Source organism: Sphingomonas sp. SP4, assembly GCF_058313375.1.
In genome coordinates, this window is sequence record NZ_JBZFLE010000002.1 from 1005608 (window position 1) to 1027306 (window position 21699).

The window sequence follows — 21699 nt, forward strand, 5'->3', positions numbered from 1 at the left end:
GAGAAGAAGCATGGCCATCACCCGCTCCGCAACCGCGCGATACCAAGGCACCGGCAAGGAGGGCGTCGGTTCGCTCACGACCCAATCAGGCGTGCTGCAGGACCAGCGTTATGGCTTCAAGACCCGCTTCGGCGACGAGCGAGGCACCAACCCCGAGGAGCTGATCGCGGCCGCTCATGCAGGATGCTTCACCATGGCTTTGTCGTTTGCACTGGCAAAGGAAGGGATCACCGACGCGCGGCTGGAGACGACGGCTCGCGTGAAGCTTGATCAGGAAGGCGAAGGCTTTGCCATCACGCGGTCCGACCTCACGCTGACGGCCGACGTTCCGAGCCTTGATGAAGAAAGGCTTCGCGCCCTCGCCGAGGACGCGAAGCGGAATTGCCCCGTCTCCAAGCTGCTCAAGGCGGACATGGAGTTGACGGTGAACGTCGGAGTGGCTGCCGGCGCCTAGCGCAGGAAGGTCACAACGGCTTCGTCGAAACTCGCGGGCTGGTCGAGCATGATGAAATGCTCGCTGTTCTCGACCGGCACGAGCTTGACTGCCGGCAGCGCCTTGTAAGCGTCGGCGTAAAGGCCCTCGACCATCGCCTTCGCAGTGGGACTTGCCACAGCATAGAGGACGGTCACCGGCTGCTTGATCGACGGGAGATCAGCGCGAACGTCGGTCGTTGCATCCTCGACTAGCGCCTCGCCGACGGTTTTTGGGTCCGACGACTTCAGCCATTCCAGGATCTTCGCCTTGCCTGCGTCAGTGTTCGACATGTGGGGCGGAACCTGCGGGGGGCTGTTTCCGCTGACGAGACCGGCGCGCATCTGCTCGACCACCGGACGGACGGCGTCCGGAGTGGCCGACGGACCGAAGAGCATGCCGTAGAAGGGCAGCGCGTCGACGATCAGAAGCTTGCCAGCAGCCTCTGGATGCTTCTTGGCGAGCATCAGCGCCATCAAACCGCCCATCGAATGGCCGATCACGGCCGGTTTTGCGATGTGGTTGGCAGCCAGCCATGCCGCGAGCTCGTCAACCGCGCCCGGCAACAGATTGTTCAGCGAGGCGCCCGGCTGACTGCCGGCGAAACCGTTGACCTGGACAAAGATGAGGCGGTGGTTCGGTCCGATCTTGGCGGCGAGACCGTCATAAACGGAAGCTGACGAGGCGAGCCCTGGGATCAATACGACCGGCGATCCCTGACCAACGCTGCGGATAGTAATCCGACTAAGCCTCTGTTCGGCGGCTGGGGCCGCGGCGTGAGCGGGCGTCCAGTCCAACGTGGACGCGGCGAGGACGCCAAGGATCAGCGCACAAATGCGAAACATGAGAGTTCCCCTTTTCGAAATTCAGATGGCGCGCGAGCTGCGCCGTGACGGTGAGACGAAAATTTCTTCGATCGACAGGTCGAACAGCTCGGCAATGCGGAAGGCGAGCGGCAGTGAGGGATCGTACTTGCCTGTCTCGATCGCATTCACGCTTTGCCGCGAGACTTCGAGCCGCTCAGCCAGATCCTGCTGGCTCCAATTGCGCTCGGCGCGCAGGAGACGAAGGCGGTTCTCCATCGCCCTATTCCTCCGTCGCCTTGGCGCCGCGCCGCGACAGCGTCGCGAAGAGCGCGCCGAAGCCCTGGATCATCACCCAGACGAACGGGATCCAATAGGCCTCCACCAGCGGCATCACGCCGAACGCTTGCAAGAAACCCCAGACGATCGCTGCGCCCATCGTCGCATTGGTGGCGATGGCGATCCGCCGCAGCGTCATGGCCTGATGATATTCGTCACGCTCGTCCGAGAGGTATCGGCCCCAGCTGGCAAAGACACCGAGCAGCGGAATCGATGCCACGAGGGCCATCGCGAGCGAGATTGCCGGGCTGAGACGGTGCGTCGCATGAAGCCAAACAAGTGGAGGCAAGACGAGCGCATAGACTAGGAGCAGCCACAAGCTACGGCGCGTATGGGCGCGTTGGGCAGGAGTGAAGTTTTCCATCAGCAGCCTCCGTCGCCGAGCGTAAGCTTGTTGACGATGCCGCCCATGCCCAGCCCTGCGAACCAGCAGATGGCGACCCAGTAACCGTCGGCGTGACCGACGAGATCGAAGTTCTCGAGGAAGCCCCAGACCGTAGCGACGCTAAGCGCGAAGGCGCTCGCGAAGAGCGTCTGGCGGACCATCAACATGCGGACGTACTCGTCCTGCTCCTCGATCAGGTAGCGGCCGATCGCGACGAAGATGCCGATGATTGGCAAGGCCGGGAGAACGGCGACGAAATACTGAACTGCGCCGGGTACCAAGCCATGCTTGAACCCGTAAACGGCGGGCAGAAGGAGAGCGGCGTAGGCAAGGCTCAGCCAAACCACGCGCCAGTTGTAGCGCTTCCAGGCAGAGGTCCGAATCATGTCAAGCGTCCTTATCCCTTGGTAAAGGAAGCTTTACATGCTGGAGATGCGACTTGTCAAGGACGCTTTACGACTCGTTGCTTTCCGCAGACGTTGTAAAGGGCATTGTAGGAAGCGCGATCCAAGGCCGGACGGTAGACGGCCCTCGGATCGAAGCTCGCCGCGAAATTCACGGCTCGCTTGTCGCTGGCGGGATGGCTCTGCAGGAATTGTGCGCTGAACTCAGGCGCTTCCTTGGACAATCGCTGGAAAAGCGCAGCGGTCGCCTTGGGTGAAATGCCGGCCTTTTTCAGCATCTGGATCGCGTCGGCGTCGGCCTGGCCCTCATTCTGCCGCGTGTAGCTTAGCGACACGAGCTGCTCGGCATTTGCGCCGAGATTGCCGGCGAACATGCGGACGAGGGCGCCGATCCCGAGCTCACGCAGCAATGCCTCTGTGACGTGCCTGCGCCGAACATGGGCGACTTCGTGGGCGAGGATGCCGGCGAGTGCGTCGCCATTCGTCTCGGTAATCGCCGGCTTGAAGACCACAATGTAGCCGCCTGGAAGTGCCGCGGCGTTGAACATGGAGACATCCAGCGCAGCCACCTTGATCGCATCGGGGCCCTTCGTTGCGCCGGGGGCGACCCGCTCGACGAGTTCTTCCAGGGCCTTCTGGCCCTTGTCGTTCCGGCAGCGCAGGTCGCCGAAGTCGCCGACGATGGCGCCGCCGACATTTCGCTCCCAGCTCAGCGGTACGTGTGGCGCGAGCCAGTGCGGCGCCACATAGCCCACGCCGAGCACCGTTGCCGTCAGAAGCCCACCAACAACCAGTGCTGGTACGAGTCCCACACGGTCGATCCAGCGGCCGTAGCGCTCTTCCTTTCCAAGCAGCTCCCGCACCTGCGCGGCAGTGTCGGGTGGAAGGATAAGCCTCCAGCCAGGCTGACTTTTGCGCCCCAAGCGCAACTCGGCAGGACCACCGTCGAGACGCCGAAGCTGAGCAGCCTCGACCTCGTCAGACCACCCGCCCGTCTGGCTCAGCCTGATGCCGGTAGTGTCGAATGCTACAGCCACCTCGTGCGGATGGCCGGTCACGCCGTCGTAGAGACGACCCTCGATCATCGGCTCAGATCGCGCCGACGTCGAAGGCGTCCGCGAAGCCTTCCGCTTCGCGCGGCGCATGCGTCTTCGATTGCGTAAGGTGAGCAACGTCGATGGTGCCGTAGACATGCAGATGGCGCACCATGAACGCCCAGTTGCGATAGCCCCAGTAAGTGATGCCAAAACCGAGGGTCACGACCGCTAGAGCGAGGTTGCCTAGAAAGAGCTTAAGCCAGTCTATGGTGCTGGCGTCGAAGCCGAATTCGAGATCTCCAAGGGAGGTCGCATCGGCTGCACGGCGAAAATATTTCGCGTACCAGTGCAGCGTCGCCAGCGGGATCGCGAGGTAGAAAAGCGCGGCTAACGCCAGAAAGATCGTCGTCAGGGCCGGTCGGGACAGATTGCCGGTAACAGCGACGGCAGCGGCCCCCATCATCACGAGCAGGAAAATGACCAGCATCATTGCAAAGGGCGCGGCGTAGAGGAGCGCCCAGCGCCCCTTGAGACCTTCGGCGTTGAGATTGGCGCGGAATTCAAGTGGGCCGAAGCTCATCGCGTTCCAGCGCGAGTTCCACAGACGCGTCGCCGCCCACGGATAGATGATGAACATGGTCATCGCCGACAGAGCGAACCGCCCGAGATACTCACCGCCGTAATTCCAGCCTGGATCGTCGCTGCCGCCGCGGATCCCGTGCCAGTAAGTGCGCGACAGGCGGTAGCGCAGCGCCCGGAAGCGGGCGAAGCCGCCAAGATAGATGATGCCGATATAGAACAGGGTGAATACGCCGAACGCCGCTTCCTCTTTGCCGCGAGCGATTAGCGCCGGGAACAGGAACTGAATGAACAGGAAGAATGGCGCGAGAATCGCGATGACGATCAGGAAGCCGAAGAACATCTCTCGGCCCGTGCCCGTCCATTCCAGGCTGTCGTCGATCACATAGGTTCTGGACCACAGGTATCGCCGCTGCCGGGCCGCGGCCCAGAAACGATAGATGCCCAACGTGCAGACGATCAACAGGGCATTGGTGACGGCAATCGGCAGATATTCGCGCCAATTGCCCGTGAACCTTACCGCGCGGCTATCCCCCGCCGCAGCGGCGCTAGCGTAAGCATCCATTCAATACCCCCAGCTCCCCCGAGCGGGCCGGAAGCTGCAACGGCTGCGCGCTCTTGGCAATAGGTCGGTCACGCCAGCGGTTGAGAGCCTTGTCTCGCGTCGCTACATGGCGCGCTCCATGACCAAGATGTTCAAGATTGCTCTTCCCGACGGGTCGGTGAAGGAGATGCCGGAGGGATCGACCCCCGCAGACGTGGCTGCCGCCATCGGGCCGGGGCTTGCGAAGGCTGCGCTTGCCGCGAAGATCGACGGCGAGGTCCGCGATATCATGCGCCCCTTCGAGGGCGATGCGCAGCTCGCGCTGATCACCGCGCGCGACGAGGCGGATGCGCTGGAGCTTGTGCGGCACGACTTTGCGCACGTCCTCGCCGAGGCGGTGCAGAACCTGTTTCCGGGAACGCAGATCACCTTCGGTCCAGCGACTGACGACGGCTTCTATTACGATTTCGCCCCGACGGCGGAGCATGGTGCTTTCACCGAGGAAGACCTGCCGGCGATCGAGGAAGAGATGCGGCGCGTCATCGCGGCCGATAAGCCACTCGTCCGCGAGGTCTGGGACCGCGAGCGGGTGCGGCAATTCTTCATCGACCACGGCGAGGCGTTCAAGGCCGAGTGGGTGATGGAGCTGCCCGAGGGCGAGCCGATCACCATGTACAAGACCGGCCATGGCGAGGCCGACTGGATCGACCTCTGCCGCGGCCCGCATCTGGCCTCGACTGGGAAGCTGGACCCGCAGGCGTTCAAGCTGACTCGCGTGTCAGGCGCCTACTGGCGCGGCGATCCCAAGAACACGATGCTGAGCCGCATTTACGGGACGGCGTGGCTGAACAAGAAGCAGCTCGACGCTTATCTCGTCCGGCTCGAAGAAGCGGCGAAGCGCGACCATCGGAAGATTGGTCAGGAGATGGACCTGTTCCACCTCCAGGCCGAAGCGCACGGCAGCGTCTTCTGGCACCCGAACGGCTACATCATCTGGCGCGAGCTCGAGGCGTACATGCGCCGCCGGCTCGATGCCTCTGGCTATCTCGAAGTGAAGACGCCGCAGCTGATGGATGCCCGGCAGTGGGAGAAGAGCGGCCACTGGGGCAAGTATCGCGAGAACATGTTCGTCGTTCCGGACGAGATCCCGTCGACCGACGACGACGCGCAGATCTTTTCCGGCACTGCGGATCTCATGGCGCTGAAGCCGATGAACTGCCCGGCGCACGTTCTGATCTTCAACCAGGGCATCAAGAGCTACCGCGACCTGCCGCTGCGCCTGGCGGAGTTCGGTTGCTGCCATCGGAACGAGCCGCACGGTGCGCTCCACGGTATCCTGCGGGTGCGTCAGTTCACGCAGGACGACGCGCACATCTTCGTCACCACCGAGCAGCTGGTCGACGAGATCGTCGCCTTCTGCGACCTGCTGGACAGCGTCTACCGCGACCTCGGCTTCGACAGCTACGCGATCAAGCTCGCGCTGCGTCCGGAGCAACGTTACGGTTCAGACGAAGAATGGGACCGCGCGGAGCAGGTGCTTCGCGATGCGGTCGCCAAGGCAGGCCGCGCGACCCAAGAGTTTGGCTGGGAAGAGCTGCCGGGTGAGGGTGCTTTCTACGCGCCCAAACTGGAGTTCCACCTGACCGACGCGATTGGTCGCACCTGGCAAGTCGGCACCATCCAGGCCGACACCGTGCTGCCGGAGCGGCTGGACGCCAGCTACATCGGCGAGGACGGGCAGAAGCACCGCCCGGTGATGCTCCACCGCGCCATCATCGGCACCTTCGAGCGCTTCATCGGCATTCTGATCGAGCATTATGCGGGCAAGTTCCCGCTGTGGCTTGCGCCGGTGCAGGCGGTCGTAGCGACCATCGTGTCGGATGCGGACGACTATGCGGGCCAAGTTGCGGCGAAGCTTGCCGCCGCCGGTATTCGCGTCGAGACCGACCTTCGCAACGAGAAGATCAACTACAAGGTACGCGAGCACTCGCTGAAGAAGGTCCCGCTGCTGCTCGTCGTCGGCAAACGCGAAGCGGAAGAAGGCACGGTCGCCATTCGCCGCCTAGGCAGCGACGAGCATCAGAAGATGATGAGTGTCGACGAAGCCGTCGCGATGATCGCCGCGGAAGCGGTGCCGCCCGACCAGCGTTCGTGAGCGACGACTTCCGCATTCGTGCGGCTCGGTTTTCGGACTTCCCTGCGTTGCTGGACATCTGGCGCCGCGCGGTAGCCGCGACGCACGACTTTGTGACGCCTGAGGATCGTGCCGCGATCGATCGCGCAGTGGCGGAAGATTACCTGCCGAGCGCGGAGCTACTTGTTGCCACCGACGCCGAAGATACTCCCGTCGCGTTTCTGGGGGGATCTGGGCGCGAGATCGACTCGCTGTTCGTCGACCCTTCGGTCCATGGGCGTGGTGTCGGCCGCCTGCTCACCGAAGTCTTTGACGCATCCGGCGAGGGGGAACTGCGCGTGGAGGTCAACGAGCAGAACCATGGTGCGCGCGCCTTCTATGAGCGATTGGGCTTTCGCGTAGAGGATCGCTCTCCACTGGACGGTCAGGGCCGGCCTTATCCGGTCCTGAGGCTTGTGCGTTGACGCGAGTCCGACACAGGTCGCGGCAAAAATGACTCACATTCGCGCGGTTGGACTTTTCAGAAGTCTCGCGAATGCCTAATTCCAGTACAGACCAACAACAATCACGGAGACTTCGCTATACCACCGCCCTATCCGCGCCGAGGAATGGCGCCGCCGCCACCGATGAGTGGCCCCCGCTTCAACGAATTCATCCAGTCCCAGAAGGTCAGGGTGATCGATGAAAACGGTGAAAATCTGGGCGTGATGTTTACGCGCGAAGCGTTCGAGCAGGCACAGGAGGTTGGGCTCGACCTGGTCGAGATTTCTCCCAATTCCGATCCGCCTGTCGCCAAGTTCCTCGATATCGGCCGCTACAAGTACGAGGCGCAGAAGAAGGCCAACGAGCAGCGGAAGAAGCAGAAGACGCAGGAGATCAAGGAGATCAAGATGCGTCCGAACATCGACGACCACGACTATGACACGAAGATGAAGAAGGTCTTCGAGTTCATCGAGGAAGGCGACAAGGTGAAGGTCACCATGCGCTTCCGCGGTCGCGAGATGGCTCACGGCGAGCTCGGCATGGCAGTTCTCCGCCGCGTCCAGGAACAGACTGCAGAAGTGGCCAAGGTCGAAGCGCATCCGCGAATGGAAGGCCGCCAGATGCTGATGGTGCTCTCGCCCAAGTAAGCGTGGTCACGCCGAACTCAGTCCATTGCTTGCGTTGTCAGGGCACAATGGAGCGGGGATTTGTCCCCGATTGCATCCACGGTGGGCTCGCTGCCGCTAAGTGGGTGGCTGGCGAGCCGGCGAAGAGCTTCTGGACAGGCATCAAACTGAGCGGGAAAGAACAGTTGCCGGTGACGACTTCTCGTTGCCGGCGCTGTGGCTATCTAGAAAGCTACGCCTAAGCCCTGGCGTCCTGCTTACTTACACTCCTGTTGCCAAATTGCTGCAGCGAAGAAGCATTGTTGATCTGCACTGATGGCATCGCTTCCTTTGATTATTGTTCCGCATTAGCCTCTCCCCAGACCGGGCGTCAGTCACGTCCGAGGGGGAGAGAAATATGATGCGCAAATCTGCGTGGCTGATCACGGCCGGGCTGAGCGTTCTGGCGACTCCGTCATTCGCTCAAACTGCACAACCCACCACCGATACCGACAAGCAGGAGGCGCAACAGCCTGCGAGCGGCCAAGCTCCCCAGCAGGGCCTGCAGTCCGATCTCGCTCAGCAACAGCAGCCGGTCGACACAACCGACATCATCATCACGGCGACGCGGCGCAACCAGGCCCTGTCCAACGTACCGTTGGCAGTCAGCGTGGTCACCTCGAAGAACCTTCAGGACTCCGGCGCGCACGACATTCGGCAGCTCAACCAGCTCGTGTCGTCGCTGCTGGTATCGTCCACCTCTTCGGAGTCGGGCGCTGCAGTTGCGCGCATTCGCGGCATCGGAACCGTCGGCGACAACCCTGGCCTCGAAGGCTCGGTCGGCATGTTCATCGACGGGGTCTATCGCGCGCGCGCCGGCATCGGCCTGACCGATCTCGGCCCTGTCGAGCGCATCGAAGTGCTGCGCGGACCGCAGGGAACCCTCTTCGGTCGCAATACGTCCGCGGGTCTCATTTCTGTGATCACAGCGAAGCCAAAGTTCGAGCCGGAGGTGTCGGGCCAGATCGACATCGGCAATTACGATTACATTCGCGTCCAGACCAGCGCGACCGGTCCAATCACAAGTACATTAGCCGCTCGCGTCGACGCGGTCTTTGCGAAGCGCGATGGCTTCCTGACCGATGTGATTTCCGGCCACGACGTCAACGACCGGAACCGCGGTTTGCTTCGGGGACAGTTGCTCTACCAGCCGAGCGACGATTTCACGTTCCGGTTGATCGCTGACTACTCGCGGCTACGCGAGGAATGTTGTGCGGCACCCTATCTGCCCACGTTCGATACAGTTCTCGTCAACGGGCAGATCGAGCATCAGCCATCGACCATCGCTGGCATCGAGCGCGCGCTCGGCGGCGTCATTGAAGACCGGCCGTTTCAGCGCAAAGTCTCGATCACGCCTGGCCGCGACTATCAGAGCAACGTCAATGACTGGGGTGTCTCGGGTGAGGGTGGTTACGATTTCGGCTGGGGCCAGCTGACCTCGATCACCGCCTACCGCTATAACAAGTACACGCGCGGCCAGGACGCCGATTTCAACAATCTGGATATCCTGTTCCGCGACAGCAACGGCGATTCCTACAACCAGTTCAAGACGTTCAGCCAGGAACTGCGGCTGCAGGGTCAGGCCTTCAACAAGCACCTCGACTGGCTGGTCGGTGGTTACTACTCGAACGAGAAGCTGCGCGTCGTCGACAACCTGACGTACGGAGCCGATTACAACCGCTATGCCAACTGCGTCGTCGCCGCGAATTTCGCGGCTGCGTCGACGCCAGCGATCCTCGCGCCGGGCGTGTCGCCGAACTGCTTCAATCGGCAGGTTGCACTTGGGGTTCGCGATGCGCCGCTCGTCGGATTGGTAGCGCAGTATAATCAGGCACTGGCGGCGGGTAACCTCCCACTAGCGCAGACGCTGGGAGGCCAGATTACGGCTCTGGGTGCTTTCGCCCAGCTCAATAATACGAACGGCGGCCTACCGCTTGCCCCGTTCCTGCCGGCGATCGATTTCAGCACGGCCCCGTTCGGGCCAAGCGGATTCACGAACGCGGGCCTGGTGGCTGCGCAGGCTCTCGGGCCGCTGTCGCTTAGCGGGGCCGGTCTGGACGATCGTTGGGACCAGACGACCAACAACTGGGCTTTGTTCACGCACAACATCGTCTCGATCACCGACCAACTGAAGGTCACGGTCGGTGCTCGTTATACGCATGAGCAGAAGAAGCTTGTCGGCGATCTGTCGGACAACAACACGTTGTGCACGGTCATCTCGAGCTCGCCATTCGTCTCGCTCGCGCAATTGCCGTGCGTGATCCCGAGCGCGCCTGGAGGAACGCTCGACATCCGCGACAAGCTGACCGAGAACAAGGTCTCCGGCACGGTGGTGCTGAGCTATAAGCCGACCGATCGGCTCCTGACCTACGCAAGCTACTCGCGCGGCTATAAGGCGGGCGGCTTCAACCTGGATCGCTCGGCACTGTTCCGTGCCAACGCAGTTCCAGGCACTCCGCCGCTGTCGGGCTTTGGCGCAATCTGCGTCAGCCCAACGCAGCCTAATTGCGGCGGTGTAGTTGCCTCGGGCGCGAACCTCGAGTTCAAGGCCGAGACCAACGACGCCGTAGAGGTTGGCGCGAAGTACAAGGGCGGCTGGTTCGATGTGAACCTGACTTTGTTCCATCAGCTGCTCAGCAACTTCCAGCTGAACACCTTCAATGGTCTCAACTTCATCGTCGAGAACATCAACAGCTGCGATAACTCGCTCGATGGCGGTGATACGGACAATAATCCACGGACCGGCGCGTGCGACGGTGATACTCGTGCGGGCGTTAAGAACGTCGGCTTCGAGCTCGAAGCCTTCACGCGCCCGATGGCCAATCTGTCGGTCAACGGCGGCGTGACGATGGCGAATACGAAGTACCGCAACAACCTGGTCGGCGCGAATGGCGCTCCGCTGTCCCCCGCTCTCTTCCAGTTGCCGGGGCGTCGTATTTCGAATGCGCCGAAGTGGACGGTAACGGGTTCGGTCGCCTGGACGCCGCCGATTAACGCCAGCGGCCTGCACGGCCTCCTGTACGCAGACGTACGCTACATGAGCCAGTTCAACACCGGGTCCGATCTCGACCTGGAGAAGAACCAGAAGGGCTTCGCTGTGGTCAACGCGCGTGCTGGTGTCGCGCAAGGCGATGCCTGGGCGATCCAGATCTGGGCCCAGAACCTGTTCAACAAGAATTTCGAGCAGGTCGCGTTCGACTCGCCGGTTCAGGGCACTCCGGGAAGCACGACGAGAGCTGTTGAGGCGGGATTCTTCAATCGCGCAACGCAGCTCTACAATGCGTTCCTCGGCGAGCCGCGGACGTTCGGCGTGACCTTGCTTGGAAAGCTGGGATTCCACCGCGAAGCACCGCCGGTCTACGAAGCGCCGCCCGCTCCGCCGCCCGCGCCTGCGACGCAGACCTGCCCGGACGGCTCGGTCATTCTGGCGACGGACACCTGCCCGGCACCGCCGCCTCCTCCACCGCCGCCAGCGGCGCCGGAACGCGGCTGAGGTTACTTGCCTTCAGTTAGAGAGGGCTCCGCAAGCGATTGCGGGGCCCTTTCACTTAGGCGGCGCGTGCCTTTTGCGACTCGGCTGCTGCTCGGAGCAACGCGCCCCGCAGCGCATCGACGTCCTTCTCGGCGAGCTTCTTTCCGTCCGCTCGCGTAAGATAGAAAACGTCGACAGCACGCTCACCATAGGTAGCGATATGCGCGCTGTGGATTTGATGGCCTTCGCCGTGGATTGCGGCAGTTAGCGCCGCGAGAAGCGCTGGACGATCGCGCGCATTCACTTCGACGACCGTGGTCCGTGTCGAAGCACGATCCGCGACGGCAACTGACGGCGCCACCTCGAATGCTGCGCTTCGCGGCGCCGGCACGTCAGACGTGGGCAATCTGGGCGGCTCCTCGCTGGTGAGCGCGTTCTCCATCGCGCGAACCAGCCGCGTCCGGAGCCGCCGGTCAGCATAGGGCTTGCCGCGATTATCGAGCACGAGGAGGTTATCGAGCGCCATGCCGTCGCGTGTGGTGTGGATGCGAGCATCGATGATGTTCGCCCCGGTTCCCGCGATTCCCGCGCAGATGCGGTAGAATAGACCCTCGCGGTCGGGCGTGAACACGCTGACGCGTGTGGCTCCGCTCTCAGGATCGTCCTCCACTACCACGTTCGGCTTCGCCTCTCCGATATGTGCTTCGGCAGCTGCAACCTGTCGCGCGTTGGCGATCTGCCAGGCGAGCGGCTCTGCTAGCCAGTAACTGTCTGGAAGGCGCTTTGCGTGGGCGCGGATCGCGCTAGTTTTCCAACCCAGTTCGGTAGCGAGCTCCTTCTGCCGCTGCTCGACGATCTCGGCCCGGCCATGCTGCTTGTGGCCCAGCCGAAGCCGCTCTTCGGCGGCCTCGAACAAGGTGCGTAGAAGCGTTCGCTTCCATTCGTTCCATACGCTCGGGCCGACCGCGCGGATGTCCACGACGGTCAGGATGAGCAGAAGACGAAGACGCTCCGGACTCTGCACCTGGCGAACAAAGTCGTCGATCGTCTTGGGATCGGCGAGGTCGCGCTTGAATGCGGTCGATGACAGCAAGAGATGATAGCGCACCAGCCATGACACCGTCTCGGTCTCGGCTGCGTCGAGCCCAAAACGTGGGCCCAGTTTCAGCGCGATTTCTGCGCCGACGACGCTGTGATCGCCTTTGCGCCCCTTGGCGATGTCGTGCAGCAGGACGGCGACATAGAGCAGCCGGCGAGACGCGATTTGCTTGATGAGTGCGGTCGAGAGCGGATGGTCTGACTTGAGGTCGCCGCGGTCGATGGCAGCGAGCAGGCCGATGGCGCGGATCGAATGCTCGTCGACCGTATAATGGTGGTACATGTCGAACTGCATCTGAGCGACGACGCGACCGAAGTCGGGCACGAACCTTCCGAACACTCCAGCTTCATTCATCCATCGAAGCACCACCTCCGGCGAGTTCATCGAGGTGAGTACCTCCATGAAGAGTTCGTTGGCGCGCGGATCACGACGGATGTCACGATCGATCAGGATCGCATCGCGTGTGGCCGCACGCATCGCTGCGGGATGGATCTCGAGACGCTCGCGAGCCGCAAGCGCGAACATCTCGAGCAGCCGCACTGGATCCGCGCGGAAATAGTCGTCCGACGGGATCGTGATCCGACCGCGATCCAGGACGAAGCCGCTGAGGCGCTTCGGCCGCCGCCGGATAGTCGGGAGGGCGAAGCGAAAGCCCTTCTTGCCGAGCTGCTCATCCAGCTGCGCAAGGAAAACGCCGGTTAGATCTCCCACCGTCTTCGCATTGAGGAAATAGAATTGCATGAAGCGCTCGACGGCCGATTTCCCCGGCCGCTCGGCGTAATGCATGATCTCCGCAATTCGGGGTTGATAGTCGAAGGTCAGCCGTTCTTCGGCGCGGCCTGCGAGCAAATGCAGGTGACAGCGCACCGACCAGAAGAAGCGCTCGGCGCGGTCGAAGCGGCGGAACTCTTCGGCGGTGAACAGCCCTGCATCGACGAGCTCGGAAGGCCGCTCGACGCCGTGCACATATTTGCCAATCCAGTACAGCGTATGGAGGTCACGAAGGCCGCCCTTGCCGTCCTTCACATTGGGTTCGACGACGTAACGGCTGTCGCCCATCTTCACGTGCCGCTGATCGCGTTCCGCGAGCTTGGCGGCGACATATTCGGCAGCGCTGCCCGCGACCACGTCCTTACGGAACTTGCGCATGGCGGCGTCAAACAGCTTGTCGTCGCCCCAAAGCCAGCGGCCTTCGAGAAACGCAGTCCGGACCGTCATGTCCTTCCTCGCGAGCGCGATCAATTGGGGGATCGAGCGGACCGAGTGGCCGACCTTGAGCTTCAGGTCCCAGAGCAGGTGAAGCATCGCCTCAGACAGCTTCTCCTGTTCCGGCGTCGGAGGTTTGGCCGTCAGGAACATAAGATCGAGATCGCTGTACGGAGCCATTTCGCCCCGGCCGGTACCTCCCAGACCTATAAGCGAAAGCCCTTCAACGGGTGCATCGAGCAGGCGATCACTGGCGAATTCATAGGCCAGACGGACAAGCTGATCGTGAAGGAAAGCGGTGGCTCGCGCCGCGGCACGGCCGTTGCCGGGCTCTTCAGTCAGGCGCTTGGCGATTTCCGCGCGGCCATATTCGAGCGCACCACGAAGGACGGACGTCGCTTCCGCCGCGAGCTTCTTCCCGGGCTTGAGCTCCTGCAACCGTTCCGCAACCGCGCGGCGATCGATGACCGCGCGCTGTTCGTGGACGTCGTACAGGCTCATGATGCTCGCTCGGCCGCGATCCGCTTGAGCTTGTAAAGCTGTTCTAGCGCCTCGCGAGGGGTGAGGCTGTCGGGGTCGACGTCGTCCAATGCGGCCAGGAGCGGATCAGGGGCATGCTCCGACTCGGCAGCCGCTGCGAACAGCGGCAAGTCGTCGAGCCCGGCTGCGATCCCGCCGGTCGCATCACGACCAGCTTCGAGCTTTGCGAGCACGGAACGAGCGCGTGCCACGATTGCCGGCGGAAGGCCGGCAAGCTTGGCGACCGCAACGCCGTAGCTTCGGTCAGCTGCACCGTCGGCAACTTCATGAAGCAGGACGAGTTCGCCCTTCCACTCGCGGGCCCGAACGTGATGCAGCGACAGCGCATCGAGTCTCCCGGCTAGTCGGGTAAGCTCATGATAGTGGGTAGCGAACAAGGTACGGCACTTCACCTGATCGTGCATCGCCTCGACCACGGCCCAGGCAATGGCGAGACCGTCATAGGTCGACGTGCCACGACCGATCTCGTCGAGGATGACGAGGCTCTTGGGCGTTGCCTGCGCCAGGATCGCCGCCGTCTCAACCATCTCAACCATGAAGGTCGACCGGCCGCGAGCGAGGTTGTCCGACGCGCCCACCCGGCTGAACAAGCGATCGACGATGCCGATCCTTGCGCGCGCGGCGGGAACGAAGGCGCCGGCCTGTGCGAGCACGGCGATTAGCGCTGCCTGTCGCAGGAACGTCGACTTGCCGCCCATGTTCGGGCCCGTGATCAGCCAGAGGCGGTCGGCCGATCCGAGTGAAAGATCATTGGCAATGAAGCGCTCGCCGCTGTCCTTGAGTGCGCTTTCGACAACGGGATGACGACCAGCGTCGATTTCGAAGCAGGCTTCGTCAGTGAGTTGTGGTGCCGTCCAGCTGCCTTCCGCCGCACGGTGTGCATGCGAGGCGGCGACATCGATGCGGGCGATCGCTTCAGCCGTTGAGGTAATGCGCGTAGCCGCGGCGACCGCGAGGCACGTGAGCTCTTCAGCGTGCGCCGCTTCGGCAGCGAGCGCGTGGCCCCCGGCCTCGACCACTTGCGCCGCCTCTTCGTGCAGTTCGGGGGAGTTGAAGCGCACGACGCCGGCAAGCGTCTGGCGGTGCGTGAATCCGCTATCGGGCGCCATCAGCCGGTCGGCGTGCTTGGCCGAAACCTCGATATGATAGCCGAGCACCGCATTGTGCCGGATTTTCAGCGAGCCGATGCCAGTCGAATCGCGGTAGCGGCTCTCTAGCGCTGCGATGGCGCGGCGGCCGTTGGACGCGGAGTCGCGCAGCATATCAAGCTGCGGATCATAGCCTTCGGCGATGTAGCCGCCTTTGGAGGCGTCTATGGGCGGTGAGGCAACCAGCGCGCGCGAATATCGGTCGACAAGCTCATCGTGACCGCCAAGCCTCGGCAGTAGTGCGTCGAGTAGCGATGGGCGCTCAGGTTCATCTTCCAATTCGCACTTGAGCGAAGCGGCGGCGCCCAAGCCGTCACGTAGCAAAGCCAGATCCCTCGGCGATCCGCGGCCGGCCATCAGCCGAGCCAGCGCTCGCGCGAAGTCGGGCATCGCCTTCAGCGCCGCGCGGACACGCTCGCGTCGAATTGCATCCTCATGGAGCCAGGCAACCAAGGAGAGCCGAGCTTCGATGGCTTGGCGGCTGGTTAGCGGCGCGCTGATGTCTTCGCAGAGCAGACGGCGTCCGGCGGCCGTTTGGCACCGATCGACCTCGCCCAGCAGACTTCCGGCCACCGATCCGGCGATCGAACGTGTGAGTTCGAGGCTGTCGCGGGTCGCCGCGTCGATCGCCATGTGGCTCGCGCGTGCAATCCGGCGAGGCGCGTCGAGCAGGATGCCGGCGCCTTTCTGCGTCGCATCGAGATAGGCGAGCAATCCGCCTGCTGCCGCAAGCTCCGCTCGCGAAGGTGAGCCGAGGCCGTCCAGAGTCCCCAGGCCGAAGCGTGTCTTCAGCGCGCGCTCACCTGCCAGACTGTCGAAGCCTCCTTTACCGGCTGAAGTGCGCACCCCCGGAATGGAAGCATCCGCGATGACTTCGGCAGCGCTGATGCGCGCCAGCTCGGCGGCAAGCTCGCCGGGACCGCAGGCGATCAGCTCGAAGCGGCCTGTGGATATGTCCGCGGCTGCGATCGCCCAATCCTCACCGGCCCTACCCACCGCTGCGAGCCAATTTGCCGCGGAGGATTCAAGCAAGGTCTCCTCGGTCAACGTCCCAGGGGTGACGAGACGGATGATGGCGCGGTCGACAAGCGCCTTGGAGCCGCGCGCCTTGCGCGCTTCGGCGGGGCTCTCGGTCTGCTCGGCAATGGCGACACGATGGCCCGCCTTAATCAGTCGGGCCAAATAAGAGTCGGCAGAATGCACCGGGACGCCGCACATCGGGATCGGCTCACCGGCGTCCTCACCGCGCTTGGTCAGGGCGATGTCGAGGCAGGCCGAGGCGATCTTCGCATCTTCGAAGAACAATTCGAAGAAGTCGCCCATCCGGTAAAACAGCAAAGCGTCCGCGGCCTCATCCTTGAGGCGCCGGTACTGTGCCATCATCGGTGTCGGGGCGTCGGCTCGTGCCATGGTTGATTCGTAGCCGCTCACACCCGCGCGCGCGACTCTCGATTGGTCATATCGTGACTCTTTGCGCGCCAGTCCGCTAAGGCCCGACGCCATGTCGGAAAGCAACGTCAAATATACCGAAGCCGAGGCGCTGGAGTTTCACTCGCGCGGACGGCCGGGGAAGGTCGAGATCGTCGCCACCAAGCCAATGGCGACGCAGCGCGATCTGGCGCTCGCATATTCGCCGGGCGTCGCGGTGCCCGTGCGCGCCATCGCCGAGAATCCCGGGTGTGCCTACGACTATACGGCCAAAGGCAATTTGGTCGCAGTCATTTCCAACGGCACCGCGATCCTTGGTCTCGGCAATCTGGGAGCGCTTGCGTCCAAGCCGGTGATGGAAGGCAAGGCCGTCCTCTTCAAGCGCTTCGCCGACGTCGATGCGATCGACATCGAAGTGAAGACGGAGGACGCGCAGCGCTTCATCGATGCAGTTGAGCTGCTCGAGCCCACGTTCGGCGGCATCAACCTCGAGGACATAGCCGCGCCTGACTGCTTCATCATCGAGCAGACACTTCGAGAACGAATGAACATCCCTGTCTTCCACGACGACCAGCACGGCACCGCGATCATCACGGCGGCGGGGCTCATCAACGCCTGCCACCTCACCGGGCGCCATCTTGGCGAGATCCAGGTCGTCGTGAATGGCGCCGGCGCGGCCGCGATCGCCTGCACCGAGCTGATCAAGGCAATGGGCGTTCGCCAGGATCATGTACTGATGTGCGACCGGAAGGGCGTGATCACCAAGGACCGCGACGACCTGGACCAGTGGAAATCGGCACATGCGGTCAACACCGACCGGCGGACACTTGCCGAAGCATTAGTAGGTGCCGACGTATTCCTCGGCCTGTCCGCGGCTAACGTGCTGACGCCCGAGATGGTGAAAACGATGGCCAAGGAGCCCATCATCTTTGCGATGGCTAACCCAGATCCGGAAATCTGGCCGCCGCTGGCCATGGAGGCACGGCCCGATGCGATCATCGCGACCGGACGTTCGGACTTCCCGAACCAGGTCAACAATGTCCTTGGCTTCCCCTTCATCTTCCGCGGCGCGCTCGATGTACGCGCGACGGCAATCAACGATGAGATGAAGATCGCAGCCGCCGAGGCCATCGCCGAGTTGGCGCGTGAGCCGGTGCCGGAGGAAGTGGCTGCGGCTTACGGCGGCAGGTCGCAGAGCTTCGGCCGCGACTACATCATTCCCGCGCCGTTCGATCCGCGATTAATGGAGACGGTATCGTCGGCGGTCGCCGAAGCAGCAGTGCAGAGCGGCGTTGCGCAAAAGCCGATCGCCAACATGGAGGCGTATCGCCAGGAGCTGCGGGCGCGGCTTAACCCGACCGTCGCCGTCATGAGTCTCGCCTACGAGAGTGCGCGGGCGAACCCGAAGCGCGTGCTGTTCGCGGAGGGCGAGGAGCCAAACGTGCTGCGTGCCGCAATCGCCTTCAAGGAAGGTGGCTACGGAACCCCGGTGCTGGTCGGTCGCGAAGATGTCTACGACCTGCTCGCCGAACTCGGCGTCGAGAATCCGCGCGAATATGAGGTGCTCAACAGCCGCAACTCGCCGCTGGTCGGCCGCGCGGTCGACCACATCTACGAGAAGCATCAGCGGCACGGCTATTTGCGGCGCGAGGTCGAGAGGCTGGTCAACCAAGACCGTAACTATTTCGCTGCGGCGATGCTTTCGCTCGGCGAAGCGGACGCGATGATCACCGGGACGACGAGGCCGTTCAGCCAGTCGTTGCGGCAGGTGCGCACCGTGATCGACGATGAACCGGGCGCGACGCCGTTCGGTATCAACCTCGTCGTCAGCCGCAATCACACGATCCTAATTGCTGATACGGCCGTCACCGAGCGTCCGACAGCCGAGCAATATGCGGCGATCGCAATGCGCTCATCGTCCTTCGCTAAGCGCATGGGGCTGGAGCCGCGCGTAGCCTTTTCGAGCTACACGACCTTCGGAAATCCTCCGGGCATGCACGTCGAAGCGTTGCGCGACGCCGTGAAGCTGCTCGACGGGTTCAAGGCAGATTTCGAATATGAAGGCGAGATGGCACCTGATGTGGCGCTCAATTACGAATATCAGCGTCGCTACTACCCGTTCTCGCGGCTGAGCGGGCCGGCCAACATCCTGGTGATGCCCGGCCTTCAGTCGGCGAGCCTCTCGGCGAAGCTCCTGCGGGCGCTCGGCGGCGAGAATGTGCTCGGGCCGTACATCCTTGGGCTTGAGCAACCGGTACAGATCGCGACGATGACGGCGACGGCGTCGGACCTTGTGATGCTCGCGGTCCTAGCCGCCAATGACGCACACGCACGGCAGCAACGTCAGGCGGCGCGTAGGCGCTAAATCCTTTCGACCGAGCTCACGGGCTCAGCATCGCGTAACGCGGCGATAATCGCGTGCAGGTGCGCGAGATCGTGCACCTCGATGTCGAGATGGAAGGTCTGGAAGCTGCCATCGCGGTGGACCAGCTGAAGATTGATGATGTTGGCGTGCTTGGCTCCGAGGATGCCCGACATCGTGCCGAGCGCACCCGGAATGTCGCGCAGGATCACGGACAGGCGAGCAGCGCCGCCGTCCGAACCTTCGCCCCAGGCGAGGTCGAGCCAGTCAGCATCGACGCCGCTCGCGAGCGTGTCGCAACCGATGACGTGGACTTCGATTTCCTCATCCTCGCGGCGAAGGCCGACGATGCGATCGCCTGGGATCGGGTGGCAGCATTGTGCGAGGTGATAAGCGACGCCGGGTGTAAGGCCCTTGATTGAGATCGCCTTGCGCTGGCCGAGCGGACGGGGGGCCACATCTCCGCCGGCTGAGCCCGGCATCAGGGCTTCCATCAGCGCTTCATCGCTGACCCGCTTGCGCGCGATCGCGATCATCAGCTCGTCTTCATTTTCGATCTTGAGCTTTTTGAGGGCGCGCTTCTGTGCGTCCTTGTCGAGCTCCGCGGGAAGACGCGCGACAATCTCGTCGTAGATCTGGCGGCCGAGCTGGATCGTCTCGTCGCGTTCCTTGTGGCGGACGAAGCGGCGCACGCCCGCGCGCGCCTTGCCGGTGGCGACGAAGCGCAGCCACGACGGCTGCGGGTGCTGAGCCTCCGAGGCGAGAATTTCGACCTGGTCGCCATTTTCCAGCATCGTGCGCAGCGGCACGACGCGGCCGTTGACCTTCGCTCCCACTGTGCGGTCGCCGAGGTCGGTGTGAACGGCGTAGGCGAAATCGACCGGCGTCGCGCCCTTCGGCAGCTGGATCAGCTCGCCCTTTGGTGTGAAGGCGAAGATCCGGTCCTGGTACATCGCCATCCGGGTGTGCTCGAGCAGCTCTTCGGGACTCTCTGCGTGGTCTAGGATTTCTACGAGATCGTCGACCCACGGAATACTCACTTCGCCCTTGGGCTTGCCCTCCTTGTAGGCCCAGTGCGCCGCGAGGCCGCGTTCGGCCTGCTCATGCATCGCACGGCTCCGGATCTGGATTTCGATCCGCATTTTCGAATCGTGGATCACGGAAGTGTGGAGCGACTGATAACCGTTGCGCTTGGGCGTCGAGATGTAATCCTTGAACCGGCCCGGGACCATCGGCCAGCGGCTGTGGATCAGGCCAAGCGCGCGATAACATTCGCCGACGTCGTCAACGATGATCCGGAAGGCCATCACGTCCGACAATTGCTCGAAGCTGATGTGCCGCTCGGCCATCTTCTTCCAGATCGAATAGGGGTGCTTCTGGCGGCCAGTCACCTCGGCCTGAAGCCCGTTGTCGGCCAAATAGAGCTGGAGGCCGAGGCCGATGCGGTTGACGAGATCGCCACCCTGATCCTGCAGCTGCTTCAGCCGACGCGTGATCGAGGCGAATGCATCTGGCTCGAGCTCCCGAAATGCGAGCGTCTGCATCTCCGTCATCATCTCGTACATGCCGATGCGCTCGGCGAGCGGCGCGTAGATATCCATCGTCTCGCGCGCGATGCGGCGGCGCTTCTCTTCCGACGGGATGTGGTAGAGCGTCCGCATGTTGTGGAGCCGGTCGGCGAGCTTCACGAGCAGCACTCGGATGTCGTCCGAAAGTGCGAGGAGGAACTTGCGAAGGTTCTCGGCCGCTCGCTCGCTCTCCGATTGCGCCTCGATCTTGCTCAGCTTGGTGACACCGTCGACCAGCCGCGCAACGTTCGGCCCGAAGAGCTTTTCGATCTCCTCAGTAGTGGCAAGAGTATCCTCGATCGTGTCGTGGAGGATCGCAGTGACGATCGTCTGATCGTCGAGCTTCAGATCGGTGAGGATGCCGGCGACTTCGATCGGATGGCTGAAATATGGATCGCCTGATGCCCGAACCTGTGAGCCATGCGCCTTCATCGAGAAAACGTAGGCGCGGTTGATCAACCCCTCGTCGGCGTCGGGGTCGTAGGTCCGGACCTTCTCGACCAACTCATACTGTCGAAGCACGGCTCTAAGATGGGGGAGCGAAGCGCTGTTGTGCAAGCGCGAAAGGAAGGGGGCGGCGCAGAGGGAGGGTAACCACGCCGCCCCAGGGGGATCTTATTGGGCTGCGAGGGCCTTGCCGCGCTGCTCTTTCGCGGCGCTGTTGCACTTTTCGAGGTCGGCCGCGGCGAGCGCACGGCCATCAACGAGGAAGCTTTCGATTCGGCCCGCCTGCTTTGCGAGCGATTGGCAAAGGACGACCGGGCGGCTTTCCTCGGTCGCGCCCTGGCAGCCTGCGGTCCCGCAATTCCAGATGACGTCGCGGGTGACGAAGCGGTCGCTGACCGCAACAACGGGCTTGGCGGAATAGCTAGCGGCAGTCGCAGCGGTGGCCGTCAGCGCAAGCGCAGAAAAGGCAAAAAGGGTGCGAAGCATCGCAGAGCTCTCCTGTTATCAGTTGCGATACGAAACCAATAAGCAATATAGTTTCAACTCGCAACTGTTTTTTGGAACTCCTTTGTGGTTCAATGAGA

General features: G+C 62.9%; 16 protein-coding genes. 6 read left to right on the forward strand and 10 right to left on the reverse strand.

Annotated elements, in window-relative coordinates; translation table 11 throughout:
- Positions 1-10: 10 nt before the first annotated feature.
- Positions 11-454 (forward strand): OsmC family protein, encoded by a 444-nt coding sequence (locus AC4GYV_RS14475; RefSeq protein ID WP_491101400.1) that lies wholly within the window; start codon positions 11-13, stop codon positions 452-454.
- Here AC4GYV_RS14475 and AC4GYV_RS14480 read toward each other — a convergent pair.
- Genes AC4GYV_RS14480 through AC4GYV_RS14505 form a run of 6 tightly spaced genes read right to left on the reverse strand, consistent with a single transcriptional unit; the run spans position 451 to position 4584 of the window.
- Positions 451-1317, reverse strand: a complete 867-nt coding sequence (locus AC4GYV_RS14480; protein ID WP_491101401.1) for an alpha/beta fold hydrolase — start codon at positions 1315-1317, stop codon at positions 451-453. The genes AC4GYV_RS14475 and AC4GYV_RS14480 overlap by 4 nt on opposite strands.
- A 21-nt stretch (positions 1318-1338) precedes the next feature.
- On the reverse strand, positions 1339-1554 hold the full coding sequence (locus tag AC4GYV_RS14485; protein WP_491101402.1) for a helix-turn-helix transcriptional regulator: 216 nt from the start codon (positions 1552-1554) through the stop codon (positions 1339-1341).
- 4 nt (positions 1555-1558) lie between these two features.
- Positions 1559-1978, reverse strand: a complete 420-nt coding sequence (locus AC4GYV_RS14490) for a hypothetical protein (RefSeq protein WP_491101403.1) — start codon at positions 1976-1978, stop codon at positions 1559-1561.
- Positions 1978-2385: a hypothetical protein gene (locus tag AC4GYV_RS14495; protein ID WP_491101404.1), complete on the reverse strand. Its 408-nt coding sequence runs from the start codon at positions 2383-2385 to the stop codon at positions 1978-1980. Before AC4GYV_RS14495 ends, AC4GYV_RS14490 begins: the two co-directional genes overlap by 1 nt.
- Before the next feature lie 56 nt (positions 2386-2441).
- Entirely contained in the window at positions 2442-3488 is a 1047-nt protein-coding gene (locus tag AC4GYV_RS14500) for a M48 family metallopeptidase (RefSeq protein WP_491101405.1), read from the reverse strand.
- 4 nt (positions 3489-3492) lie between these two features.
- On the reverse strand, positions 3493-4584 hold the full coding sequence (locus AC4GYV_RS14505; protein ID WP_491101406.1) for a YjgN family protein: 1092 nt from the start codon (positions 4582-4584) through the stop codon (positions 3493-3495).
- A 118-nt stretch (positions 4585-4702) separates the two neighbouring features.
- Here AC4GYV_RS14505 and thrS point away from each other — a divergent pair, with 118 nt between their 5' ends.
- From thrS to AC4GYV_RS14525, 4 genes are all read left to right on the forward strand, one after another.
- The gene (gene thrS, locus AC4GYV_RS14510) at positions 4703-6718 is read left to right on the forward strand and encodes a threonine--tRNA ligase (protein WP_491101407.1); all 2016 of its coding nucleotides are present in this window, start codon (positions 4703-4705) and stop codon (positions 6716-6718) included.
- Positions 6715-7161, forward strand: coding sequence for an acetyltransferase (locus AC4GYV_RS14515; protein WP_491101408.1), 447 nt, complete (start codon positions 6715-6717; stop codon positions 7159-7161). The genes thrS and AC4GYV_RS14515 overlap by 4 nt, the downstream gene beginning before the upstream one ends.
- 162 nt (positions 7162-7323) lie before the next feature.
- Entirely contained in the window at positions 7324-7827 is a 504-nt protein-coding gene (gene infC, locus AC4GYV_RS14520; protein WP_491101409.1) for a translation initiation factor IF-3, read from the forward strand.
- Between the two features lie 376 nt (positions 7828-8203).
- On the forward strand, positions 8204-11338 hold the full coding sequence (locus tag AC4GYV_RS14525; RefSeq protein WP_491101410.1) for a TonB-dependent receptor: 3135 nt from the start codon (positions 8204-8206) through the stop codon (positions 11336-11338).
- Between the two features lie 55 nt (positions 11339-11393).
- Here the strand turns inward: AC4GYV_RS14525 and AC4GYV_RS14530 are convergent, their stop codons facing one another.
- Positions 11394-14123 carry a [protein-PII] uridylyltransferase gene (locus AC4GYV_RS14530; RefSeq protein WP_491101411.1) on the reverse strand — a complete coding sequence of 910 codons (2730 nt, stop codon included), beginning with the start codon at positions 14121-14123 and terminating at the stop codon, positions 11394-11396.
- On the reverse strand, positions 14120-16720 hold the full coding sequence (mutS, locus tag AC4GYV_RS14535) for a DNA mismatch repair protein MutS (protein ID WP_491101412.1): 2601 nt from the start codon (positions 16718-16720) through the stop codon (positions 14120-14122). The genes AC4GYV_RS14530 and mutS overlap by 4 nt, the downstream gene beginning before the upstream one ends.
- A 91-nt stretch (positions 16721-16811) precedes the next feature.
- Between mutS and AC4GYV_RS14540 the strand changes: the two genes are divergently transcribed.
- A complete protein-coding gene (locus AC4GYV_RS14540) occupies positions 16812-19103 on the forward strand; it encodes an NADP-dependent malic enzyme (protein ID WP_491101413.1) in 2292 nt (763 codons plus the stop codon).
- On the opposite strand, the gene AC4GYV_RS14545 is transcribed toward AC4GYV_RS14540, so the two are convergent.
- Together AC4GYV_RS14545 and AC4GYV_RS14550 are read right to left on the reverse strand one after the other, a co-directional pair.
- On the reverse strand, positions 19100-21190 hold the full coding sequence (locus AC4GYV_RS14545) for a RelA/SpoT family protein (RefSeq protein WP_491101414.1): 2091 nt from the start codon (positions 21188-21190) through the stop codon (positions 19100-19102). The genes AC4GYV_RS14540 and AC4GYV_RS14545 overlap by 4 nt on opposite strands.
- Positions 21191-21283: 93 nt before the next feature.
- Positions 21284-21601: a CC_3452 family protein gene (locus tag AC4GYV_RS14550; protein ID WP_491101415.1), complete on the reverse strand. Its 318-nt coding sequence runs from the start codon at positions 21599-21601 to the stop codon at positions 21284-21286.
- Between the last annotated feature and the right edge of the window lie 98 nt (positions 21602-21699).